The 21,294-nt window shown below is 34.3% G+C and carries 16 protein-coding genes; 12 read left to right on the forward strand and 4 right to left on the reverse strand.

Annotated features, from left to right (window positions below):
• Window positions 1-10: 10 nt before the first annotated feature.
• Complete coding sequence (locus EG346_RS15250; RefSeq protein ID WP_123879752.1) at window positions 11-976, reverse strand: YeiH family protein; 966 nt, start codon at window positions 974-976, stop codon at window positions 11-13.
• Between the two features lie 77 nt (window positions 977-1,053).
• Window positions 1,054-1,947 (reverse strand): LysR family transcriptional regulator, encoded by an 894-nt coding sequence (locus tag EG346_RS15255; RefSeq protein ID WP_055862367.1) that lies wholly within the window; start codon window positions 1,945-1,947, stop codon window positions 1,054-1,056.
• A gap of 145 nt (window positions 1,948-2,092) precedes the next feature.
• On the opposite strand from EG346_RS15255, the gene EG346_RS15260 reads away from it, so the two are divergent.
• From EG346_RS15260 to EG346_RS15275, 4 genes are all read left to right on the forward strand, one after another.
• Entirely contained in the window at window positions 2,093-3,634 is a 1,542-nt protein-coding gene (locus EG346_RS15260; protein WP_228425968.1) for an IS1182 family transposase, read from the forward strand.
• 281 nt (window positions 3,635-3,915) lie between these two features.
• Window positions 3,916-5,454: an IS1182 family transposase gene (locus tag EG346_RS15265; RefSeq protein ID WP_034751733.1), complete on the forward strand. Its 1,539-nt coding sequence runs from the start codon at window positions 3,916-3,918 to the stop codon at window positions 5,452-5,454.
• A 265-nt stretch (window positions 5,455-5,719) separates the two neighbouring features.
• Entirely contained in the window at window positions 5,720-6,601 is an 882-nt protein-coding gene (locus tag EG346_RS15270; RefSeq protein ID WP_228425970.1) for a tyrosine-type recombinase/integrase, read from the forward strand.
• The gene (locus tag EG346_RS15275; RefSeq protein ID WP_228425972.1) at window positions 6,586-7,878 is read left to right on the forward strand and encodes an IS91 family transposase; all 1,293 of its coding nucleotides are present in this window, start codon (window positions 6,586-6,588) and stop codon (window positions 7,876-7,878) included. Before EG346_RS15270 ends, EG346_RS15275 begins: the two co-directional genes overlap by 16 nt.
• A gap of 236 nt (window positions 7,879-8,114) precedes the next feature.
• On the opposite strand, the gene EG346_RS15280 is transcribed toward EG346_RS15275, so the two are convergent.
• Window positions 8,115-9,413, reverse strand: coding sequence for an Ig-like domain-containing domain (locus tag EG346_RS15280; RefSeq protein WP_123879756.1), 1,299 nt, complete (start codon window positions 9,411-9,413; stop codon window positions 8,115-8,117).
• Window positions 9,414-10,460: 1,047 nt separating this feature from the next.
• On the opposite strand from EG346_RS15280, the gene EG346_RS15285 reads away from it, so the two are divergent.
• The 8 genes from EG346_RS15285 (at window position 10,461) to EG346_RS15320 (ending at window position 19,253) form a co-directional block, all read left to right on the forward strand.
• Entirely contained in the window at window positions 10,461-10,904 is a 444-nt protein-coding gene (locus EG346_RS15285; protein WP_123879758.1) for a JAB domain-containing protein, read from the forward strand.
• A gap of 60 nt (window positions 10,905-10,964) precedes the next feature.
• Window positions 10,965-12,245, forward strand: a complete 1,281-nt coding sequence (locus EG346_RS15290; RefSeq protein ID WP_123879760.1) for a DUF3945 domain-containing protein — start codon at window positions 10,965-10,967, stop codon at window positions 12,243-12,245.
• 173 nt (window positions 12,246-12,418) lie between these two features.
• On the forward strand, window positions 12,419-12,661 hold the full coding sequence (locus EG346_RS15295; protein WP_123879762.1) for a hypothetical protein: 243 nt from the start codon (window positions 12,419-12,421) through the stop codon (window positions 12,659-12,661).
• A gap of 683 nt (window positions 12,662-13,344) precedes the next feature.
• Window positions 13,345-14,702, forward strand: a protein-coding gene (locus tag EG346_RS15300) for an IS3 family transposase (RefSeq protein WP_394343266.1) whose coding sequence is annotated in 2 segments (ribosomal slippage) — window positions 13,345-13,680 and window positions 13,683-14,702 — 1,356 coding nt in all. Because the reading frame shifts where the segments join, the coding sequence is not laid out codon by codon here.
• A gap of 46 nt (window positions 14,703-14,748) precedes the next feature.
• On the forward strand, window positions 14,749-16,029 hold the full coding sequence (locus EG346_RS15305; protein WP_123879764.1) for an ATP-binding cassette domain-containing protein: 1,281 nt from the start codon (window positions 14,749-14,751) through the stop codon (window positions 16,027-16,029).
• An 18-nt stretch (window positions 16,030-16,047) separates the two neighbouring features.
• On the forward strand, window positions 16,048-17,034 hold the full coding sequence (locus EG346_RS15310) for a hypothetical protein (protein WP_123879766.1): 987 nt from the start codon (window positions 16,048-16,050) through the stop codon (window positions 17,032-17,034).
• A gap of 165 nt (window positions 17,035-17,199) precedes the next feature.
• On the forward strand, window positions 17,200-18,282 hold the full coding sequence (locus tag EG346_RS15315) for a DNA cytosine methyltransferase (protein WP_123879768.1): 1,083 nt from the start codon (window positions 17,200-17,202) through the stop codon (window positions 18,280-18,282).
• Complete coding sequence (locus tag EG346_RS15320) at window positions 18,282-19,253, forward strand: HaeIII family restriction endonuclease (protein ID WP_123879770.1); 972 nt, start codon at window positions 18,282-18,284, stop codon at window positions 19,251-19,253. The genes EG346_RS15315 and EG346_RS15320 overlap by 1 nt, the downstream gene beginning before the upstream one ends.
• Before the next feature lie 24 nt (window positions 19,254-19,277).
• Here EG346_RS15320 and EG346_RS15325 read toward each other — a convergent pair whose 3' ends face one another.
• Window positions 19,278-21,023, reverse strand: a complete 1,746-nt coding sequence (locus EG346_RS15325; protein WP_123879772.1) for an ATP-binding cassette domain-containing protein — start codon at window positions 21,021-21,023, stop codon at window positions 19,278-19,280.
• Window positions 21,024-21,294: the final 271 nt, after the last annotated feature.

Below are 21,294 nucleotides of genomic sequence, written 5' to 3' on the forward strand. Positions count from 1 at the left end.
TTTTAATTTATTAGTTTGTTAAAGTTGTTACAGCCCAAAGTGCAGCAGTTGCTATAATCACCCATAGAATTACACCTTGAATTAATGGTTTAAATCCAACAGAAGATATTGTTTTTCTGTTCAATCCACATCCTATTAAAAACAAGGTAAGCGTTAATCCTGCTTTTGCAATATTAGTTAAATAATGATTGTATTGTTGAACAAAAGGAATATAGGTATTTGCAATCATTGCAAGAACAAATAATCCAATAAAGTAAGGAATTTTTATTTTACTTTCTTTATTTTTAAAAATAAAAGTTGATAAAAAAGCAACAGGAATTATCCATAATGCTCGTGCTAATTTAACAGTTGTAGCAATCTCTAAAGCTTGCGGACCATATTTACTTGCTGCACCTACAACTGAACTGGTATCGTGAATAGCAATTGCACACCACATTCCAAATTGTGATTGTGATAAATTTAACTGATGCCCAATAAAAGGAAATAAAAATAAGGCTGCAGAATTTAGAATAAATATGGTTCCTAATGCAACCGATATCTGTTTTTCCTCTGCCTTTATTACAGGAGAAATAGCAGCAATAGCACTTCCACCACAAATGGCTGTTCCAGCTGATATTAAATAAGAAGTCTTTTTTTCTATCTTTAAAAACTTACCCATAAAGAAACCAATTGCTAATGTTCCAATAATAGAAACTATTGTAAATAAAATACCTTCTTTACCCGCTTTTAATGCACTTGTAACATTCATTCCAAAGCCCAAACCAACAACAGAAACCTGTAACAATATATGAGTTGCTTTATGATTTAGATGTAAATATGGATGTCCAATAAATTGCGCAATTATTAAACCCATAAGTAGGGCAATTGGCGGTGATATTAATGGAGACAAGCAGAGTACAACTGCTAATAAAAAAATCACTTCTCTAGTGGTTATACTTTTGTCTAATAAATTTTTGAATCCTTTTTGATTTTCCATCTTACTTTATATATTATTGTTAGTACAAATTTCTTGAAATAAAGGATATGTTGGAAATTGTAAAAAGTTATGCGTCATTACTTAAAGTTATAATGATTGGCAAATTTCATAAATAATTCAGGTAAAGCCTCAACTTGACCTTGTTGTTGGATAAAGTAAAAACTCCTTTCGATAGACAAATGTTGAACATCTATTATTGTAAATTTATTTTCTTTAAGTTCTTTGTATATGGAATGTAATGATATAAAAGCCATAGTGTTGCTGTGAAGTATATAATTTTTAATACTTTCAGTGCTGCCTAATTGCATTTCAATTTTTAAATCTGAAATTTTTACATTCAAAGATTTTAAATGATGTGCAATAACTTCTAGTGTTCCTGATCCTTGCTCGCGAAACAAGAGAGGAATGTTTTTCAGCTCATCAATAGTAATGTTTTGTCTTTTTGAGAGAGGATTTGTGCTATTTGAAACTAAAACAATTTCGTCTTTGACAAATTCGGTATATTTTAGATAGGCTTTTTTGGATTTTCCTTCTATGATACCCAAATCAATTTCATTTTTTTGCAGCGCAATTTCAATTTGTTCTGTATTATTAGCTTCTAAAGAAACGATAAGTTGGTCAAATTTTTTATGAAATGATGCTAAAATTTCAGGTAAAAGATATTGAGCAATTGTTGTACTCGCACCAATTCTTAATTTTCCGTTGAAATTTTGAGAAAGAGAATTAATTTCAAATTCTAAATTACGATAGGTTTCAAATATTTTTTCGGTATGAGAAAATAATATAAGTCCTGCTTTTGTTAATTTTACCTTTGAGCCATTTCTTTCAAAAAGTTTAGTTTTCAGAAAACTTTCAATTTCTTGTATGTGTTTTGAAACTGCTGGCTGCGTAATAAATAATTCTTCGGCAGCTTTTGTAAAATTAAGTCGTTTTGCTACTTTGTGAAATACTTGTAAACGAAAATCAAACATTATTATAGGATTAAGTTATTTTACTCATTTTTTCTTGAGTTCTCCAAGGGTTTCCGCTAACGTCAGTCTGTGAAAAAACCTCCGTTTATTTACTCAAAAATAGGGAAATAAATTCAATAATTGATTTTGGGAATTTGTATATTTAATGATGCAGCATATTATTGGGGTCGCCCGCAATCAGATGGTTTTTACGAGTTTAGAACAGAATATTCCGGATGATAATCCGGTTCGTTTTCTTGATGCTTTTGTAGAGAATATTGATTTGGGAGCTTTGGGTTTCGAGCTTCAAACCTTGAAAACAGAAGGACGACCGAGTTACAGCACCAAAATATTTCTCAAAATCTATCTGTACGGCTATCTCAATGGCCTTCGCAGCTCGAGGAAACTGGAAAAAGAGTGCACTCGCAATATGGAACTGCAGTGGCTTTTGTACGGATTGATTCCGAATTATCACAGCATTTCAGACTTTCGGAAAGACAATCCTTCGGGCTTAAAAAAACTCTTCAAAGTATTTGTTTCATTTTTAAAAGATGCTGATTTGATTGGCGGAGAAATCATTGCCATTGATGGTACCAAAAGTAGGGCTCACAATAGCAAGAAAGCCAATTTTAATCAAAAGAAAATTGAGAAACATCTGGCGTATATTGAGGAGAAATCACAAGAATATTTAGACCAGTTGGCCGAAAATGATGTACAAGAAAACAGCGAAAAAATTAACAATATTCAGCAGAAAATAGAACGTTTGAAAACCAACCGCATCAGGTACGAACTTCTGGAAGAAAAACTGAAAGTGAGCGGTGAGCCTCAAATCAGCACGACGGATGAAGATTCCAGGGCACTTTTGGTTCAGGGGCAGTTGGTGGAAGTGAGTTACAATATTCAGGCAGCGGTAGATGAAAAGCACAAACTTGTTGTGGCCACCCACACCATTAATCGCAATGACAGAAATGCTTTGGCGGCAATTGCAATGGAAGCGAAAGAAAATTTAGGTGTAGAAACCTTCACCGCTTTGGTCGACAAAGGATATCACAATGGTAGGGAAATCACGCAATGCAAAGCGGAAAACATCCGAACTATTGTTGCGTATCCGACCTTGGTACAAACCAATGAGAATGGGACTACGAAAGGCTATTTGGTAGCCAATTTTATTTACGATAAAGAATCAGATACTTACCAATGTCCGCAAAGTCAGACTTTAAAAACCACGGGTTCGTGGCACAAAAAATCGCGTGATGGAGGTGGTTATCTCTTCAAAAAATACCGGAGTTCGGCTTGCAAAGAATGTGCTGTGAAAACCCTTTGCACGAGCCGATCAGGCGGTCGAGAAATCGATAGAAGTGAGTTTGCAGAAGCTGTTGAAGAAAACAATCAGCGTTATCGGGAAAATGGGCAGTTGTACCGAAAGCGACAAGAAATCAACGAGCATATCTTCGGCACTATCAAGCGGCAGTGGGGTTACAATCATACGAATTTAACGGGACTGGATAAGGTCAATGGTGAACACAGTTTAATTATGCTGGTTTACAACATCAAGCGAGCGATGAATATTCTGGGAGTTCCGGAGTTAATTGCGAAATTAAAGAGCTGGAAGTCACCTTACAAAAGGAAAGTCTTGTTTTTGTTAAAATTAGCATATTTTAAGGCGATAATGAGCAAGCAAAATTATTGGCAGAAATTAGCAGCATGAAAAATGGGGTTCATTAAAAGCGCTTATTGGTCTTCAGGAGCGTGCCATTTATCATGTTTTGAGAGGTAGTTTGGGGTTTTTTCACAGCCTGACGTTTCGGGGCTTGGCGATGGCGGGCAAATCGAAGCAGAAACTTTCAACTAAAATACAAATTTCTACCGAAGCACAAAACGTGAACTTTGTACTTTCCGCCCGCTATTGCCAAACCCTTGTGCTTGTTGCACAACTCAAATATAGTAAAAAACTCTTTGTGTTGTGATGTTTTTTTGGTAAATTTATATATGCAGGGACGAAAAAATTTTACACCACAATTATTCTATGAACTCAGCTTAGATCGGCTGGTTCCCATGGATAATTTTTATAGAAAAATCAGTTTTGAATTAGATTTTCAATTTCTATATTCAAGCACCAAAAAATATTACGGCACAGAAGGTCATCAAAGTATTGATCCGGTTGTGTTTTTTAAAATCTTATTGGTAGGTTACCTCAATAATATCAATAGCGACAGGGCTTTGCTTCGCTTTTGTAGTAATTGCTTAGATGTGCGGTTGTTTTTAGGATATGATCTGGATGAAGAACTTCCTTGGCACAGCACTATTTCTCGTACAAGAGGTCTTTTGGGAGAGGATGTTTTCCTTCAGCTTTTCCGGAAAATCCTGAGTTTATGTATAGAAAAAGGAATGGTGAGAGGCAAACGTCAGGCGGTAGACTCCGCTTTCATCAAAGCCAATGCGAGTATGGATAGTTTGGAGGAGAAAGAAGTTTTAGACGATGCGAGTGCTTTTGTTAATGAACTGGAAGAAAATTCTGAGTATAAAGTGACGACCACGCGTAAAAAACTCGTCAATCAGCACCATAGCTGGAAAGAAGAAGCTTATAAAGGCATGCCTGGTAATACTAAAAGCGAAAGAAAAGATGAAGATGGTAACGCAATTAGGCCCAAATTTTTAAGTAACCATACGCATTATTCTCCCACAGATCCCGATGCAAAAATCTCTGTAAAACCAGGGAAAGCCAGACAGTTGAATTATTCTGGACAAGTTTCAGTAGACGATGCTTATCACGTGATTACAGGAGCCTGCGGAAGTACTTCTGGGAGTAAAGATTCAGCAATTTTTAATGAAATTATGGATCAGACTTTAGCCAATTTTAAAGAAAACCACTTACAACCCGATGAAATTTTAGCCGATGCGGGTTACAGCAGTGGAGAAAGTTTAAGCTATTGTCAAAAACGCGGTATTAATGCTTTTATCCCCAATTTTGGACAGTACAAATCTCATCGTGATGGTTTTGTTTTTAACCAATCAGAAAACCGCTACGAATGCACAAAAGAAGGAGGGAACAAGGCTTTTTTACCATTCAAAAAAGAAGCGATTGATTCTAAAGGCTACAGAAAAAAAGTCTACCGAAGCAGCGAAAAAGATTGTGGGAAATGCCCACTTAGAGAGGTTTGTTGTGGTAAAGTGACGAAATTTAAAAAGCTTGACGACAGCATTCATAAACCCCTTTACGATGCCATGCACGAAAAGCTGAACAGAGATAAAAACTACACAAGATACCTCACCAAACGCCGGAGTTCTACGGTGGAGCCTGTTTTAGGCACGCTTATCAATCATCATTCGATGAAACGCATCAATGCTCGCGGCATAAAATCTGCCAACAAGCATGTTTTGATGGCGGCATTATCTTATAATTTAAAGAAACTACTGAAATTTTCTGCCCGAAAAGTAAAAATCAAAGCTCAAATTCAAGACCTTCCCAAAGTAAAGTCTTGGTTTTTGTCCAAACTGCAAAATACGAGTGTTATATCTCTGAATTAAGAGCCTCAAAATATTAAAAATCTACCTGCCAAAAAAGCAAAAACCTCTCTAAAATCGCTTCTAAAGAGGTCATATTTATTTATAAGTTTTGAAAAATAGGAGTTGTGCAACGGTTACCCTTGTTGAACTAAACCTTCGGTAGCTTTCCCAATCGCATAAATCAGTTACTTTGTAAAGTTAATTAAAAAATCAATAGAATGGCTACAAAAAAAAGAGTTTAGACGAGCTCAGAGAAAACAAAATCATCAATCAGGCAAAGCGCGAAGTGCCTGGTTTTACAGAACTTTTAAGCCGTTTTGAACGTACGGTTTCGGTGTTGGGACGCAGTCAGAGCACGTTCAATAATTACTCCAGACACGTCGCGGCGGTGTCGCTGCATTTTGGGAAAATCCCGACAGAATTGGATCCTGAGCAGATCCACGATTACCTTTTTTACCTTCAGAAAAAATCAAGGTCACCCTCGCAATCGTATTTTAAACACACGGTTTACGGACTTCGGTTTCTGTTGAAATCGGAAGGATTAAGCTACGATTTTCTGAGTCTTCCGGAAATTAAAAAAGAGAAAAAACTGCCTGTTGTGCTCAGTAAACAGGAGGTTTGGCAGATGTTATCATGCTGTAAACTTTTAAAACATAAAATCTTAATCGGGTTGCTTTACGGTTGCGGATTGCGCTGTCTGGAGGTCAGAAATCTCCGTTTATGCGATTTGGATTTTTACCGAAAACAGCTGAAAGTGGTTCAGGGCAAAGGCAAAAAAGACCGCTATTTGCCACTTTCCGAACATTTGATTCGGGGCTTAAAAAAATATATTGAAGCGGAAAAACCGGAAGATTTTCTCTTTGGAGAACCTCGAGCAAATCGTGCAGGTGGAGAATTCGATTCAAGATATTCGCAACGTGGCGTACAATGGGCGGTGAAACAGGCTTCAAAAACCGCAAAAATATTGAAAGAAGTGAGTGTTCATACGCTTCGGCACAGTTTTGCGACGCATCTTTTGGAGGATGGGATGAACATTGTGAGCATCAAAAATCTCCTCGGTCACGAAAACATCGAAACGACCCTCGTTTACCTTCAGATCGCCCAACTTTCTACCCAAAAACTCTTCTCTCCACTGGATACTTTGTTTGAGGAATGCAGAGCGAAGTAGTTGGTTTTGAATTTGTTAAAAGCCAAAATTCAAGCTTTGAATTTAATGAAGATCAACGTTTAGAAATCTCAAAAATACAGTCTGCTCAACCTGGATCTCAACCTCGATACGAAGTCGCAGATGTGTTGAATATTTTAGGTTCAAAACTAGAAAATTTAGGATTAAATTCCTGGCAATTAAGAACTTTATTTGCGTTAAAAAAGTGCAGAACATCGGCTTTGGGCGGTCATATTGACGCTTGTGACGAATGCGGAAATATCAGCATCAGCTACAACTCCTGCCGTAACCGACACTGCCCGAAATGTCAGGGCAAAAACCGGGAGAAATGGATTGGAAGCAGAGAGGCAGAACTGCTTCCTGTGCCTTATTTGCATGTGGTTTTTACGCTTCCGGAAGTTTTAAATAAAACCGCACTTCATGCACCGAAAATGTTGTATGATATTTTATTTGAATCGGCTTGGGAAACGCTGCAAACCTTTGGTGAAAATCGAGGTTTAAAGATGGGAATGATCGCTGTTTTGCATACTTGGGGACAGGATCTGAGTCTGCATCCGCATTTGCACTGCATCGTTCCGGGTGGCGGCGTGGATGAAAACGGAGTTTGGAAAAACATCAGAAGCGACGGTAATTTTTTGTTTCCTGTAAAGGCTTTGAGCAAAGTTTTCAGGGCTAAATTTTGTGAGAAACTGAAGGTTCGGTTATCATTAAAATGTAATAAAAATCAGACGGAAAATGATGAAAATCAATTTGAAAACCGAAAAAATGAAGCAGAAACTTATGAAAAACTCAGACAAAAACTTTGGGAAAAACCTTGGGTAGTTTTCGCTAAAAAACCCTTTGGCAGCCCGAAATCTGTGGTGGAATATTTGGGAAGATATACGCACAAAATCGCGATCAGCAACCAGAGAATCAGGAAAGTTGATGCGGAAAATGTAACGTTCAGTTATAAGGATTACCGCCAAAAAGGCATCAAAAAGCAGATGGTTTTGAGCCATGAGGAGTTTATCCGCCGTTTTGCGATGCATATTTTGCCGAAAAGATTTGTGAAAATCCGCCATTACGGTTTTCTCAGCAGCACGTGGAAACGGATGAAGCTTAAAAATCTGCAACAGAATTTAGGCATTCAGCCCAAGGAAAAACTACCACCCAAAGCTTTTCAGCCAAAATGTACTTGCTGCAAAATTGGAAATTTGGTAACGATTGCAACGTTTGATTTACGCGGTCCGCCAAGTTGGTTTTTGGAGATGAGCCAAAACTATGAAACGCCTAAAATCTAGCATTTTGGGTAAGGGAATTTATGCCCAAAAGTAAAGGAAAACACGATAAAACCTGGAAAAACCACCAAATTCACCAACAAAAAAAGAGACCTTTCTGAAAGTCTCCTGTATATCTTTAAAATCCTTCGTCGGTAAACCCATAATGTTGAAAAAAGCTCCCGAAGCTTCCGTTCAACAGGGTTTTCATTGTTCGTGCTTCGCACGCAACGAAAACTTAGCTATTAGCAGTAGTGCCTTTATTCAGATGTTCTAAATTCAATAAGATACGGTTTAAGTGCATTGCCATTTTTGCTTTTGAAGTTATTTGTAATTAGTGCTTGATATTGTTTGTTAGGTTCAATTTCAACCTCTATAGTAATAGTTTTGTTGTTGTTGCTCCAACCAATAAGTTTCTTGAATTTGTAAATATGGTCTTCGCCAAGGGGACCATAATCAAACCCTCTAAAATTGATGTCCATTTCCTCAGAAAAGTTAATCGAAATTTGAATAATTCCCGACTTTACGTTTTGGCTTCCATTTTCAAACGGGGATAATGAAACTACTTTTGGTCGATGTTTTTCATAATCATTATATAGCACTTCTAATGACTTAGGTAACAAATTAGCTCCATCTACAATTCTTTCAACTTCTTTTTCATTGTTGTAATCAAGTTCAATTAGTTCTTTGATTGCTTTTTGTTTATTTGTTGATTGGTTATAATAACGCTCACAAATTTCATAGCCAATGTAATAACCTAAGTCTCTAATTTTTAATTCGTTTCTATTTTCTCCCCAAATCCAATTGTAATTATTTTTCATTGTAAACATATCAGATACAAATTTGTCAACTACAATTTTTTGATTGACTTTTCCAAATGCAATTGCTGGAGATGCAGATTTTTTACCAGTAACTTTGCAAGAAATAAACTCCGCAACTCCTTCATATAAGCACATAGAAAGTAAATTCTCCACCAATTCTTTTTGCTGTGTATGTACATACTCGTGTGTACATAATAAAGCAACCTCGCCTATTGGATTTTGCGTTTTATAAAATGGTTTTCTCCAATCTGGAAGTTCATCAATTGCAGTATTTCTATCCGCCAAAGACAATTCACTACCAATTAAAATTTTATTTCCTTGAATGGTGCCATTTGTTCTGAATGCACCAACTGTAAAATATATCGTAGATGGTTTTAAATCTGGATAAGCTTTTTTTAGTTTTTTTATGTCAGAATTTATAGTAGAATGAAGATTTTTAACCTTTAAAGTATTGGGTTTTATAGACATCCAAAATTTAGGGTATTTTGTAATCATATCAACAAAATCCTTCTCTTTATAGTTACGAACTTCAATAATACCTTTTAATCCTGGTGTTGCTTTGTCAAGATAAATTTCTTTTAAATAAGTGTATTGACTTACGCTGTCTTTCGTAGATACAATTTTTTCATAGGCTTTCCAAAAATTGTCAATATCGGTTGAAACAAATTTTTGGTCGAATTTCTGGGCAAATGAAATTGTTGTAAAGCTTAAACTTATTAGTAGAAAAAAAATCTTCATATTTGAAATTGGTTGTTATTTTAGTGCGTCACGGCATTACTGCTAACTTATTTATATACGCTACAAAGTAGCGCATATCGACCCTAAATTATACGGCTTTGCGTTACTTTGCTTTTTAACAAATTTATAAAAAGCGTCAGTATAAAAATGATAAAAATGATTTTAATTGAACATTCATACTTTTTTTGAAGTTGAATGGTAGTGTCAAAAATTTCTTCCAGGCTTTTCTCTATGCTTTTAAATTATGTTGACAGTAGGTGTACTGCCCGAATCATATTTTATGAATCTGAGGAAAAATCTTCACTAATCCTGGCAAAAAATTTTGTTCGACAATCCTGTTCCCATTACATATTCAACTTACACTCAAACTCAGGCGATATTGAAATAGTCATACATCATTATCATTGTTTGAAATGAGATACTGCATTTAACGATTATCCTCTGCCATTTAAAAGCTGTCAAACCATCTCTTTATTCTTAGAACATAGTATTCTTTTTATTGAAAATTTCATAAACAGATCTTATTTCAACTACACTCATTCCCTATGAGGTTACCTGATTTTCTATAGCAAATATATTCCGTGGTCACTGCGGGAAAAAATCTTTTTGGGTATCCGGGATCGGAACTCCCAGAACCTCCGCAAAAATATTTCAAGCTTTCATCAATGTTCTTTCTTATTGTTTTCAAGGTATTGATTGCAGTTTTCCTTGTGCCTGCCTGAATGGTTACCTGCATAGAAAAAGTCAGAAACCTCACAAGATGCAAATGCAGTTCATTGAAATTTTGATCCTTATTATTCTCTTGGTATAAATCATCTCATTAGATGTTGGTAAAAATCAATTGATCAGATTCTTTCATAAATCGATTGATCAGATTTTATAAACCATTTCGTCAGATGTTAGTATAAATCAATTTATCAGATCATATGACAAAGTAAAAGATAAGAAAAGTCAAAGTTTCCTTCAATCTGCAATTTACAGAATCGACAGGTTTTTAAATGTAAGTGCGGGAAAAACAGGTCTCCGCCGTACTCGGAGCAGGAAATTATGAAATTCAATATAGTCAACGAAATTAAATTGAGCTACTCAAGAAAGGGAAATTGTGAAAGGTCTATTTCATCGTCAGCGGATGCGGTGAATGTTTTCAGGGAACATTTTGATGCAGATGAAATGGACTACAGGGAATCTTTCTTTGCGCTGTACTTGAATCAGGCGAATAAGGTTTTGGGAATTAAGAAAATATCTGAATGCGGAATTACTTCCACATTGGTAGATGTTCGAATTATTATGCAGGCGGCACTTCTTTGCAATGCTTCGGGGATCATTGTTTCCCACAATCATCCTTCGGGAAATTTGAAACCTTCAAGTTGTGATATTAAGATGACTGCACAGATCAAAGAGGCTGCGAAGATTCTGAGCATGTCGTTGCTGGATCATGTGATCTTGACTTCTGATTCTCATTATTCTTTTGCGGATGATGGTATGATCTGAATAGTAAAATAATAAGCAATCAAAAAATAATAGAATCAAATAATATCTAAAATCAAGATCATGAACAAAATAGGAAATCATACAGCAGTTTCAGAAGTCAGTACTTTATTAGTACTCCGTCACAGTAGCAATTCCATCGGAATTGTACAGGGCATCGAACACAACGGAAATCTTATAGACGTTCCGCCGAACCGCAACAACATTGATTCGGTCATGCGGATTGATTCGGCGGAGGATTCTTTTATGGACTTCTATTCAGATTTTTACCATCAGCTGAAAGATCCCTCCAACTATTCGTTTTTCAAAGTGAGGGAATTTGAGGCGCACGATACAGCAATAGATTTACAGGAGTACATTGATTGTTTATCGGAGGTTGAGAGACAAGATCTGAAAGCGGTTCAAGTGTCTATTGAAGCGATTGAATCCATCAGAAATAAGAAAACCATTGAAAATGAACCCTCTGTTTTGAAAAAGGGTTTTAGTAACGTGTCAGTTACTAATAATAATAGTTCTCAATACCGCTATCAGATCGAAGATGTTCCGTGGGACACGATGTATGAATTAGCTCTTGACAGGGAAAAGTTGGAAGAAATCGGTGCGTTGGATGCTCTGTTGAAAGGCTATAAGACACCGATGCTAATCCCGATACTTGTTAATGATGGGGAAGCGGTAAGTCAGATTGATGCACGCTTGCAGTTGCGGATCGATGATGATGGAGAATTGTTTGTGAAGGTGTATCAGGTTTGTAAGAAAGTGGATTTCAGAAAGAAGTTTAACGGGCATAAGTTTACAAAAGAGGATAGGGTCAATCTTTTAAATTCGGGGAATATGGGCAGAGTGGTGGATCTTATTGATACGGTTACAGGAAAGATAATTCCTTCATTGATAAGTTTGGACAGGTTGACCAATGAGCTGATCTCTTTAAGGATGGAATTTGTGAGGATTCCTGATGTGATATGTGGGGTGAAGTTGGATTTGGAACAGAAACAGATGCTTCGTGATGGGAAAGCATTGTTTATTGAAAATATGGTATCGAAGAAAGGAAAGCTTTTTTCTGCAACGGTGCAGTTCAATGCGGACTGGCAGTGGGTGCAGTTTATGTTTGAGAATAAGTTGAGAAGTTCTGGTTTTAACGAAGTACATCATTCTGAAAGGGAAGTTTCTTCACATTTCAGAGGTGTTAAGCTTCGCAAATGGCAGATGGATAAGTTGAAGGCAGGGGAGACGGCGTATATCAAGGGACTGGAGAGTAGAAAAGGCAAGACCTATCAGGGTTATATATGCTTTGATAAGTCGATAGGGAGAATCGTATTTTCGTTTAAGAATCCGAAGAAAGGATAAAGATGCAAATTTCCAGAAATTAATTATCTTTACTTTATAAAAATTCAAATTTGCATTTTAAAAAATAAGAATGCATTTTAAAAATTATAAAACGGTTCAGAATGATTTCTAGATAATTCAGACGAATTATAGAACTTAAAATTATTTATTACTTAAAATTAAGCAAAATTATTATGATCAATTTTTTGAATGACGAAGAAAAGCTTAAACATCCTTATTATCAATTAATGGAATTGAAAGGTGCTGAATTGGAAAAAGAATTAAATTCGTGGCCAAGGATGGATTTAATAGAATGGTTAGATTGGAATGACCGAAATGGTGTTTACAAAGATGAGGACTCACAAAGAGAGTTTGGTAATATAGTTGGTAAAGATGAAGCAATTGAAATTATAATCAAACAGATAACGCAGGATTAAAAGTGTAAAAAATCGCTTTAACAAGATTTCCTATTCTTTTGAAAGAGTAGGAATTTTAATTTTTAAAGGATATAAGGTAGTACCGACACCGGGTTATTACACTTTATTTTTCAGAAAATTCTAAAATTTTTTACTTTATCAGTTAAGTTTTGTATTTGAAAAATTTGGCTGCAAAAATGCAATTCCTCCCTGTAGTCGGAAATGCATTTTTGCAGAGTTTGGAGCAACCCCATTTCTTAAACATTGGCGGGCTTCGCTTTCTATGTTGTGAAAAAAGGTTGCGGAGATTTTGTTTATTGAAATAGAATAAATTAGCAAATATGCTTATATCAGTAAGTTTTGGAATGAGAACAAATATTTAATAAGTGTTTCCGTAATTGGGAAACATTTTTTTTTAATATATTTGAAAAACCGTGTTTTGGTATATTTTATCCAAAATTAAAAACTAATAACTTAAAACATTAATGAATTATCTTGAGATTAGCTCCTTTATCGAAGCTAAGAAAAAGCGTAAAACTTTTATTGAGGAAGAACTGCGTTATGTTAATACCCTTACTTCTCACATAAGAGCAGATAAGCCCGTTAAGTGGTACAATAATTTTTACTTGTAAATCGTCAGCAAAAAGTGGACATTAGATATTAAAAAGTTAAGGAGTGTTTTCATAAAAAGAGTAATTTTAATTATGGCAACACCAAAAAAGAAACCCACCGAAAAATTTGTAAAAGATATTCGGCAAAACACCCGCAGAATATTCACTGCAGAGCAAAAGATTTTAATCGTGATGGAAGGTCTTCGAGCGGAGACTTCCGTAGCCGAACTTTGCAGGAATCATAATATTGCACAGTCGCAGTTTTATGCCTGGAACAAGGAGTTTATGGAAGCAGGAAAGAAGCGTCTCAATGGAGATGTCGCTCGCGAGGCTACGAGTGATGAAGTATCAGATCTGAAGAAGGAAAACGCACGTTTGAAAGAGATCGTAGCTGATCTGGTCGTTCGCTATGACATTGTAAAAAAAAGTTTAGACAGGCTGGATTAATCGATAAATACAGAAAATATATGAGATTATCGGCAGCTGAGAAATACGAGATCATTCAAACGGTAACCACAAGTGAACTCGGCGTGAAACGAACCTTGGAAAGTTTTGGAATTGCAAGAAGCAGCTTTTACAAATGGTACGGGAGCTACCTCGAATACGGCTATGATGGGTTGGAAACTACGAAAAGAACAAACCATAGGCAATGGAACAGCATTCCTGAAAGACAGAAAGATCTGGTGGTAGAGATCGCTTTGGAACACACCGAATTATCTGCAAGGGAACTGGCCTACAAAATTACCGATGAACAAGGTGTTTTTATTTCAGAATCCAGTGTTTACCGTATTTTTAAGCAAAGAGACTTAATCCCGGCACCGAATCATTTTCTTCTTTCAGCAGCAAATGAGTTCAAAGACAAAACGAAATTTGTGCATCAAATGTGGCAGACAGATTTTACCTATTTCAAGATCATTGGATGGGGATGGTACTATCTGAGCACGATTTTGGACGATTACAGCCGCTACATCATTCACTGGGAGCTGTGCGACTCGATGAAGGCCGAAGATGTGAAACGAACGGTGGACACGGCCATTAAAAAAGCGAAATTAAAGACCAAAGCTAAACCGAAACTGCTCTCAGATAACGGTTCCTGCTACGTCTCCAGTGAGCTGAAAACCTATCTTAAAGATAATTTAAAGATGAAGCAAGTTCACGGAAAACCAATGCATCCGCAGACCCAAGGTAAGATCGAGCGTTATCACAGAACGATGAAAAACGTAGTGAAACTAAATCATTTTTATCACCCCGAGGAACTCATCCAGGCACTGGGGAAGTTTGTAGAAAACTACAATAACAAGCGCTATCACGAGTCGATAAATAACCTCACTCCAGCAGATGTGTACTTCGGAAGATCAGAACAGATTTTGGAAAAAAGAAAGCAAACAAAAGCGGAATCCATCCGAAAAAGAAGACAAATATATAATCAACAAAAATTAGTAAGTTTATAAATCGAAAATCCTCCTTAAGGATTTAAACTAAAATGTCTAAGTTGGTTTGAAGACGTACAATTACGAAGAATATCAGAAGTATCATTTTTTATTTGATTTTACATGGAATTATGATTTTTCAAAAAAGGATATTTTAAAATTCAAAAAGGATTTTAGAAAATCTATAAAAACTTTGGCATCAGAGGAGTTCTTTACGTTTGATAGATTTTATCACCCTCTCATGGACTTTTTTAATTCTTACATTAGTAATCATTCGATTTTAAGCTTACTAAAAGAAGATGTTAATCAAAAGATTCAAGAAGTGTCTAAATCTGTTGAACACAATGTAAGCGTAGATAATGTCATTAATTTGATATTTGAAAATCTATCCGAAATCATTGATTTTAAAAGAATTGGATTATTTTCAGATTATATTAATGATTTAAATGCAGATGATACTCACATAGCGTTCAAGTTTAAACAAGCTGTCAACTATTTTAATAATCAACTTTTTAGTTCTTTGAAAGTTAAACCGTTATTTGATGAAAATAACCAGGCTATCTCTGATTTATATGAAGTCGATATTAATCAAAAATTTTTGAACACAGATATCTTTAATATTCCTATATCTTTCTTTGAACCAGAAATACTGATGAATAAAAATGGGAAAAATTATCCTTTTAATCGACTAAGCTCCGGTGAGCAGCAAATGATACATTCTATACTTAATATTACTTATCATCTTTACAACATTAAATCTGTCAAAAAAGATAGGAAAAGAAAATATGAAGACATTAATATAATATTCGATGAAGTTGAATTGTATTTTCATCCCGAATATCAGAGGAAATTTATAGCTAACCTACTTCAAAAATTAACTGTAAATGATTTTAAAAATTTTTCATTTAATTTAATTTTTTCAACACATTCACCCTTTATACTTTCAGATATCCCAAGTCAAAATATTTTAAAACTCAGCGAGGGTCTGCCTATTGAAGATAGTGATAATGTTAACTCATTTGGAGCTAATATTCATGATCTTCTAGCTGATGAATTTTTTTTAGAGGGAAATACAGTTGGTACATTTGCCAGCTCAAAGATTGATGAAATCATCAGATTTTTATTTCTAAAAAACCAAATTTTGGAATTGGAAAAAAATATTGTTAGTGATATTTATTCGAAGTCTTTAGTAAATCATATGAAAGAGGAGATTTCTTCGATTAATAATAAGCTTGAAAAAGAAATTTCTTACTCTAAAGATCAAATATTAGAGGTGGCAGAATTGGTAGGAGAACCTTTGGTGAGAAATAAAATAATGGAAATGGTTGAAATTATTTTTGCCAATTAATTTGAAATAGGATTGGATATGCTTTATATTGATAATTATACGGGAGCTTTACAGTATCATAGAAAGGTTTTGTCTTGCTGGCTAAAAATAAAAATTCATGGTAAATTAAAAATTAATAAAATTTGTAAATTCTGTGGGGATAGTGATTGTGAAAGTAAGCTTACAAAATCTTATGAGCATACATTTTCACTAGAAACAAAATCATTTTTCACAGAAAAGATTATTGATGATTTGCTTAGCAGTGAACCGGAAGATTTATTAAAAATTAATGTGCGATATAAAAGAGATAATTCATTTATCGTGGATAAACCTTTCATTGAAAATTTATTTAAAGTAGCTGGATATACTATTTTTTTTCAAAAAAATCATGGAAAAGAGTTTTTAAATAATCTTAACAGATCAACTTGTACATACTGTAATCGGAATTATACATTAAATGTTTCTATAAATCATGCTTCTGCACAGATGGATCATTGGTTTCCAAAAACACTTTTTCCGCTCTTGTCACTTTCCTTTTATAATCTAATTCCTTCATGTAGTACTTGCAATCATATTAAAGGTCAATCGAAAAAAAAAGAAATTTGGTGGCAGAAGAGGTCTTTGATAGAAATGCTACATCCATATTTTCCAGAACCTAACGAAAGTTTTAAGTTTGATTTTTTTTACAAAGAATCCACAAAAGAATTTACCGTTCTATTCCGTGATATGATAGGAAAAAAAATATCTAAAACTTTAGATTTTAATTTAACACAGCAAAATTATCAAGCGCATGCTTACTTAGAGCTAAAAGACCTGTATGATCTAAAAAAAAAATATACTGAAAATTACATTACATTTCTATTGGATAAACTTAAAATAGTTGAACCCTCTGATGAAGTACACTATAGATTGCTTTTTGGTGTAGAAAAAAATCCTAATAATTATCATAAAAGACCATTTAGCAAATTTAAAAACGACATTATTGAAAAATTGTTAGAAATAGATAATAAGGAATTAAACCTATAAAAAAGATAATACGTCAAGTTTTGTCGCATTATAAAAATACCTTTGTTATATAATCTTGGCTAAAGTATCTTATCACGAAATATTTTGATGAGTTTTCTGGAATATTAAATTTGGCCAATTGTTTTTTAATAGGTAATTTTGTAAACAAATTTAGGGGGTATATTTATGAAAGTAGTGTCTTTTTTTGCAGGTGCAGGAGGTTTGGATTTAGGTTTTGAGCAAGCTGGTTTTGATGTGGTTTGGGCGAATGAATACGATAAGGATATTTGGGCAACTTACGAGAAGAACCATACTCACACAATTTTAGATAAAAGAAGTATTGTCAATATACCATCGGAAGAAGTTCCTGATTGTGACGGAATTATTGGAGGACCACCTTGTCAAAGTTGGTCAGAGGCAGGTTCAAAAAAAGGTATTGCCGATAAAAGAGGTCAACTTTTTTATGAATTTATGCGAATTTTAGCTGATAAAAAGCCTAAGTTTTTTTTAGCGGAAAATGTGTCAGGCATGTTATTACCTGCACATAAAGAAGCTCTGGAAAATATTAAGCAGATGTTTACAGAAATAGGGTATGACTTATCTTTCCAACTTTTGAACGTATCAGATTATGGTGTGCCTCAGGACAGGAAAAGAGTTTTCTTTATTGGTTATCGCAAAGATTTAAAACGCAAATTTGAGTTCCCTAAGGGAACTACCATCGAAGATAAAATTACTTTAGATAAGGCGATTGGTGATTTGAAAAATACTGTATTGCCTGCTAAAGAAGGGAATTTCACCAATGGGACGAAATGTAAAGTCCTTAATCATGAATATATGATTGGTGGTTTTTCTTCTATTTATATGTCCAGGAATAGGGTTAGATCATGGGATGAAGTTTCATTCACGATTCAGGCTGGTGGGAGACATGCTCCGCTTCATCCTCAGGCACCTAAAATGACTTTAGTTGCACAAGATGTACGTGAATTTAAAAAAGGTAAAGAGAAATTATATCGTAGGCTCAGTGTTCGTGAGTGTGCACGCATCCAAACATTCCCGGATAATTTCAGTTTTGAATACAAAAGTGTTGTTGCTGGGTATAAAATGATTGGAAATGCGGTTCCTGTGAAGATGGGTAAGATATTGGCAGAAAAAATTTATAACGACCTGAGTAGCTTAAAAATGAAGGAAGGTTTAAATAAGATATCAAAAGTTAATGGAAATAATGTAATCGAAAAATTACAGGAAATAGTAAATAAAGTAACCGCATAATGGCAAAAATCGCAACTCAGACCATCAATGGAAAAGCATTCGAATATGCGCTTTTACTGGAATTTTACGAAAAATTGAAGTTACTTACTAAAGTTTCCATCGTTGATAATGCTTCTTATAAAACAGCTATAAGTTGTTTTGAAAGTTTCGGTGAAAAAGAGAGAAGCCAATACAGGTTAAATGCAAGTTTCTCAGTCAACTTTTTATTAGATCTTGAGCCTCGCCTTTCTAATGGTATCAACGAGGAAGATATTTTGGAACTTGAAATTGTTGCTGATAAAGCAGGGCAGTCGGGTGATGTTCGTGATGTTTTAGCCATCAGGTCGTTGCAAAAATGGGAGATCGGGATTTCTGCTAAAAATAATCACCGGGCGGTAAAGCATTCGCGACTGTCTAATGATATCGATTTTGGTGAAAAATGGTTACAAACGCCTTGTTCTGAAAATTATTTTACAGTGATCAAGCCTATATTTGATGAGCTTGGACAGTTACGGAGAGAGAGTAAAGCAACTAAAACATGGGCAAGCCTTGGAGATTATCATTCATCAGTCTACCTGCCTGTCCTAGATGCTTTTAGAGATGAACTGATTGCTTTAGACCGTGATAATCCGGGAATTGTTGCACAGAGATTAGTTCAATATTTGATCGGGAATCAGGATTTCTATAAAGTTATAAAAGGTAAGGGAAAGGTAGAGATTCAGGCGTATAATTTGCAAGGCACTTTAAATTTGCCGTTTGGTAATGTGAAGCCCAAAGCAAAGGTTCCCAAATTAAAATTACCAACAAGGCTTATTGAAGTAGTCTATCAAAACAACTCTACAACGACATTGCTCGTAACGCTGAATGAAGGCTGGCAGATTTCATTTCGAATACATAATGCCAGTTCTAGGATAGAACCTTCTCTAAAATTTGATATTAATTTAGTTTCTTCGCCACATACGCTATTCGTGAATACGTTATTTCTTGGATAAGGTCTGAAAATATTAAAATTGAGGTCAGAGAAAAACTTCTTTAATCATATTTTTAATTGTTAAATTTTCTAATTTATTTGTAATAGGGGTTACATTATCAATATTATCTTTCCAGTGCATGCCTTCGTTGTATATTATGCCTAACAAATAGTGTGTTTCTGGCGAAAGAGAGCCTTTTGAAAATACATAATTTAACTTATCCCTTGTTTTCCACGTCTCCAAAAATTCTTGTTGGAAAGAAGGAGTTAATATTTTATTATAAGCTATTTCTTCAATTTTTACTCTTACTGCTCCACAAACAGCAAAAGGGCAGTATGGTAAATCATTTAAATAATTTGAAATTTCTTGACTTAAAAAAGAATGAAAATTTTGATCTAGTCCCCACAATTCATTAAGTCCTAAACTTCTAAACTCCGGTCTTTTATTAATTGAGGTCGGATGATAATGTAATAGATACTTAGATACATCATCTTTTATCGAAACATCATTTCTTTTACGTAAGAGATTAACTAAACCACTATTGGCAACTGCTGAGGTCTTATTCAAAAAATATATTTTTTGATTACTGAATGCATAATTTTTAAAATAAAGGGGATTTAAATGTGTCAAAATTATAGGGTAAATTCTTTTACCGGAATCCTTAAACTCTTTTATGAATAGAGTGATATAATATTGAGCTGCAATTAAATTTGCATCATCAAGATAATCAAAAACTTCATCTATAATAAGGATATTAGAGGATTTTTTTAAACTTCTCTGCGCTCGGAAGAGCATTGAAACAAAAGTCAGAATATCTCTTTGACCATTTGATATATCTATTGCTTTAGGAAATTTCACTATTAATTGCCCATTGATCTGATTACTTCTAATTCCTCTCCAAGTACTGTTAAGGTGTGATAGAGTAGTGTCAAATCTTGACTTATCCAAAAGATAGTTAGAATAATTGCAAGCATTTTTGAATGTCTCTTTATTATCATTAAATAACCATATACATTGTATTGCTAATAGATATGATTTCGTTTCTGAATTTGTTCCCAGATTTAAATCGTAACTAAGGATGATATTTGCAATTGTACTTAGATGAGGTATTGACTGTAAAGTGGATATTAAATTAGCTGTTATCCAATCTAGCAAATCACTCATGGTGATAGTTTGTGCTTTACTATTAATTTGAATTATGATATTATTTATTCTTGATTGAAAAGTTGAGCCATTGCCCCTTTCTAATGAAAGATAATTTTCACTTATTTTTTCAATCAAAACTTTATTTTGAAATAATATATTGGCATTTGGTAAAATTTTAGAATTGACGCCAAATTTCTGTTTATAATCTCTAAAATGATATGGGAATCCAGTACTAGATGGTATATTGTCAACTAAAATTATGTTTTTAATATCAAGAACTGCTGTTGCCCTGCCACCGTATTGGCTTCCAATTCCTCTTGGCGTAAGCTGATTATTTATAACAAAACAATCCAGAACGGAGCTTATAGAATTTGAATTTTCTGTTGCTTCCAAATTGAGTATCGAATTATCATCATTTTTATATTCTATTGAAATTCTTGGATTTAGTAGAGGACTGTTGGTATGAAAATCATCTTCTGCAAGTTTGATTCTTTGTCTATTCATCGAGTTAAATGCGGTTGCAAAAGAACTCTTCCCAAATCCATTAGGTGCTACAACAATACTTGGCTTGTTTGGGGTTATATCTAAATCAAAGGTTTTATTAGCAATACCTTTAATATTTTCAATAGTAATTTTCTTAATCATGGTTTAGTTTAATAAATTTATAAGAGAGAAAAATCAAATATATAAAACTTACACCTATTACTTTTACGGATTCCAGTAAACGAAAATATAATTTGATGATGAATATAATAGCAAATATTTTCCCATACCAATTCATAATGTGTGATCAAAATCTACGTTAAAAAGGATACTTATAATGTCCTGAAAAATAAAACTTCAAAGTCTAGAGACTTCGGAGAGTGGATTAAACACAGAACATTAATTAATTCTTATTCGTTTAAAAAGTTTATTT

The sequence above is a fragment of the Chryseobacterium carnipullorum genome, from assembly GCF_003815695.1.
In the GTDB taxonomy this organism is placed as follows: domain Bacteria; phylum Bacteroidota; class Bacteroidia; order Flavobacteriales; family Weeksellaceae; genus Chryseobacterium; species Chryseobacterium carnipullorum.

Coding starts and splice junctions, on each gene's coding strand:
- EG346_RS15265 (WP_034751733.1), top strand. CDS start 3,916: ATGCAGGGACGAAAAAATTTTACACCACAATTATTCTATGAACTCAGC.
- EG346_RS15295 (WP_123879762.1), top strand. CDS start 12,419: ATGATCAATTTTTTGAATGACGAAGAAAAGCTTAAACATCCTTATTAT.
- EG346_RS15315 (WP_123879768.1), top strand. CDS start 17,200: ATGAAAGTAGTGTCTTTTTTTGCAGGTGCAGGAGGTTTGGATTTAGGT.
- EG346_RS15275 (WP_228425972.1), top strand. CDS start 6,586: ATGCAGAGCGAAGTAGTTGGTTTTGAATTTGTTAAAAGCCAAAATTCA.
- EG346_RS15260 (WP_228425968.1), top strand. CDS start 2,093: ATGATGCAGCATATTATTGGGGTCGCCCGCAATCAGATGGTTTTTACG.
- EG346_RS15325 (WP_123879772.1), bottom strand. CDS start 21,023: ATGATTAAGAAAATTACTATTGAAAATATTAAAGGTATTGCTAATAAA.
- EG346_RS15290 (WP_123879760.1), top strand. CDS start 10,965: ATGAACAAAATAGGAAATCATACAGCAGTTTCAGAAGTCAGTACTTTA.
- EG346_RS15320 (WP_123879770.1), top strand. CDS start 18,282: ATGGCAAAAATCGCAACTCAGACCATCAATGGAAAAGCATTCGAATAT.
- EG346_RS15250 (WP_123879752.1), bottom strand. CDS start 976: ATGGAAAATCAAAAAGGATTCAAAAATTTATTAGACAAAAGTATAACC.
- EG346_RS15285 (WP_123879758.1), top strand. CDS start 10,461: ATGAAATTCAATATAGTCAACGAAATTAAATTGAGCTACTCAAGAAAG.
- EG346_RS15310 (WP_123879766.1), top strand. CDS start 16,048: ATGCTTTATATTGATAATTATACGGGAGCTTTACAGTATCATAGAAAG.
- EG346_RS15280 (WP_123879756.1), bottom strand. CDS start 9,413: ATGAAGATTTTTTTTCTACTAATAAGTTTAAGCTTTACAACAATTTCA.
- EG346_RS15255 (WP_055862367.1), bottom strand. CDS start 1,947: ATGTTTGATTTTCGTTTACAAGTATTTCACAAAGTAGCAAAACGACTT.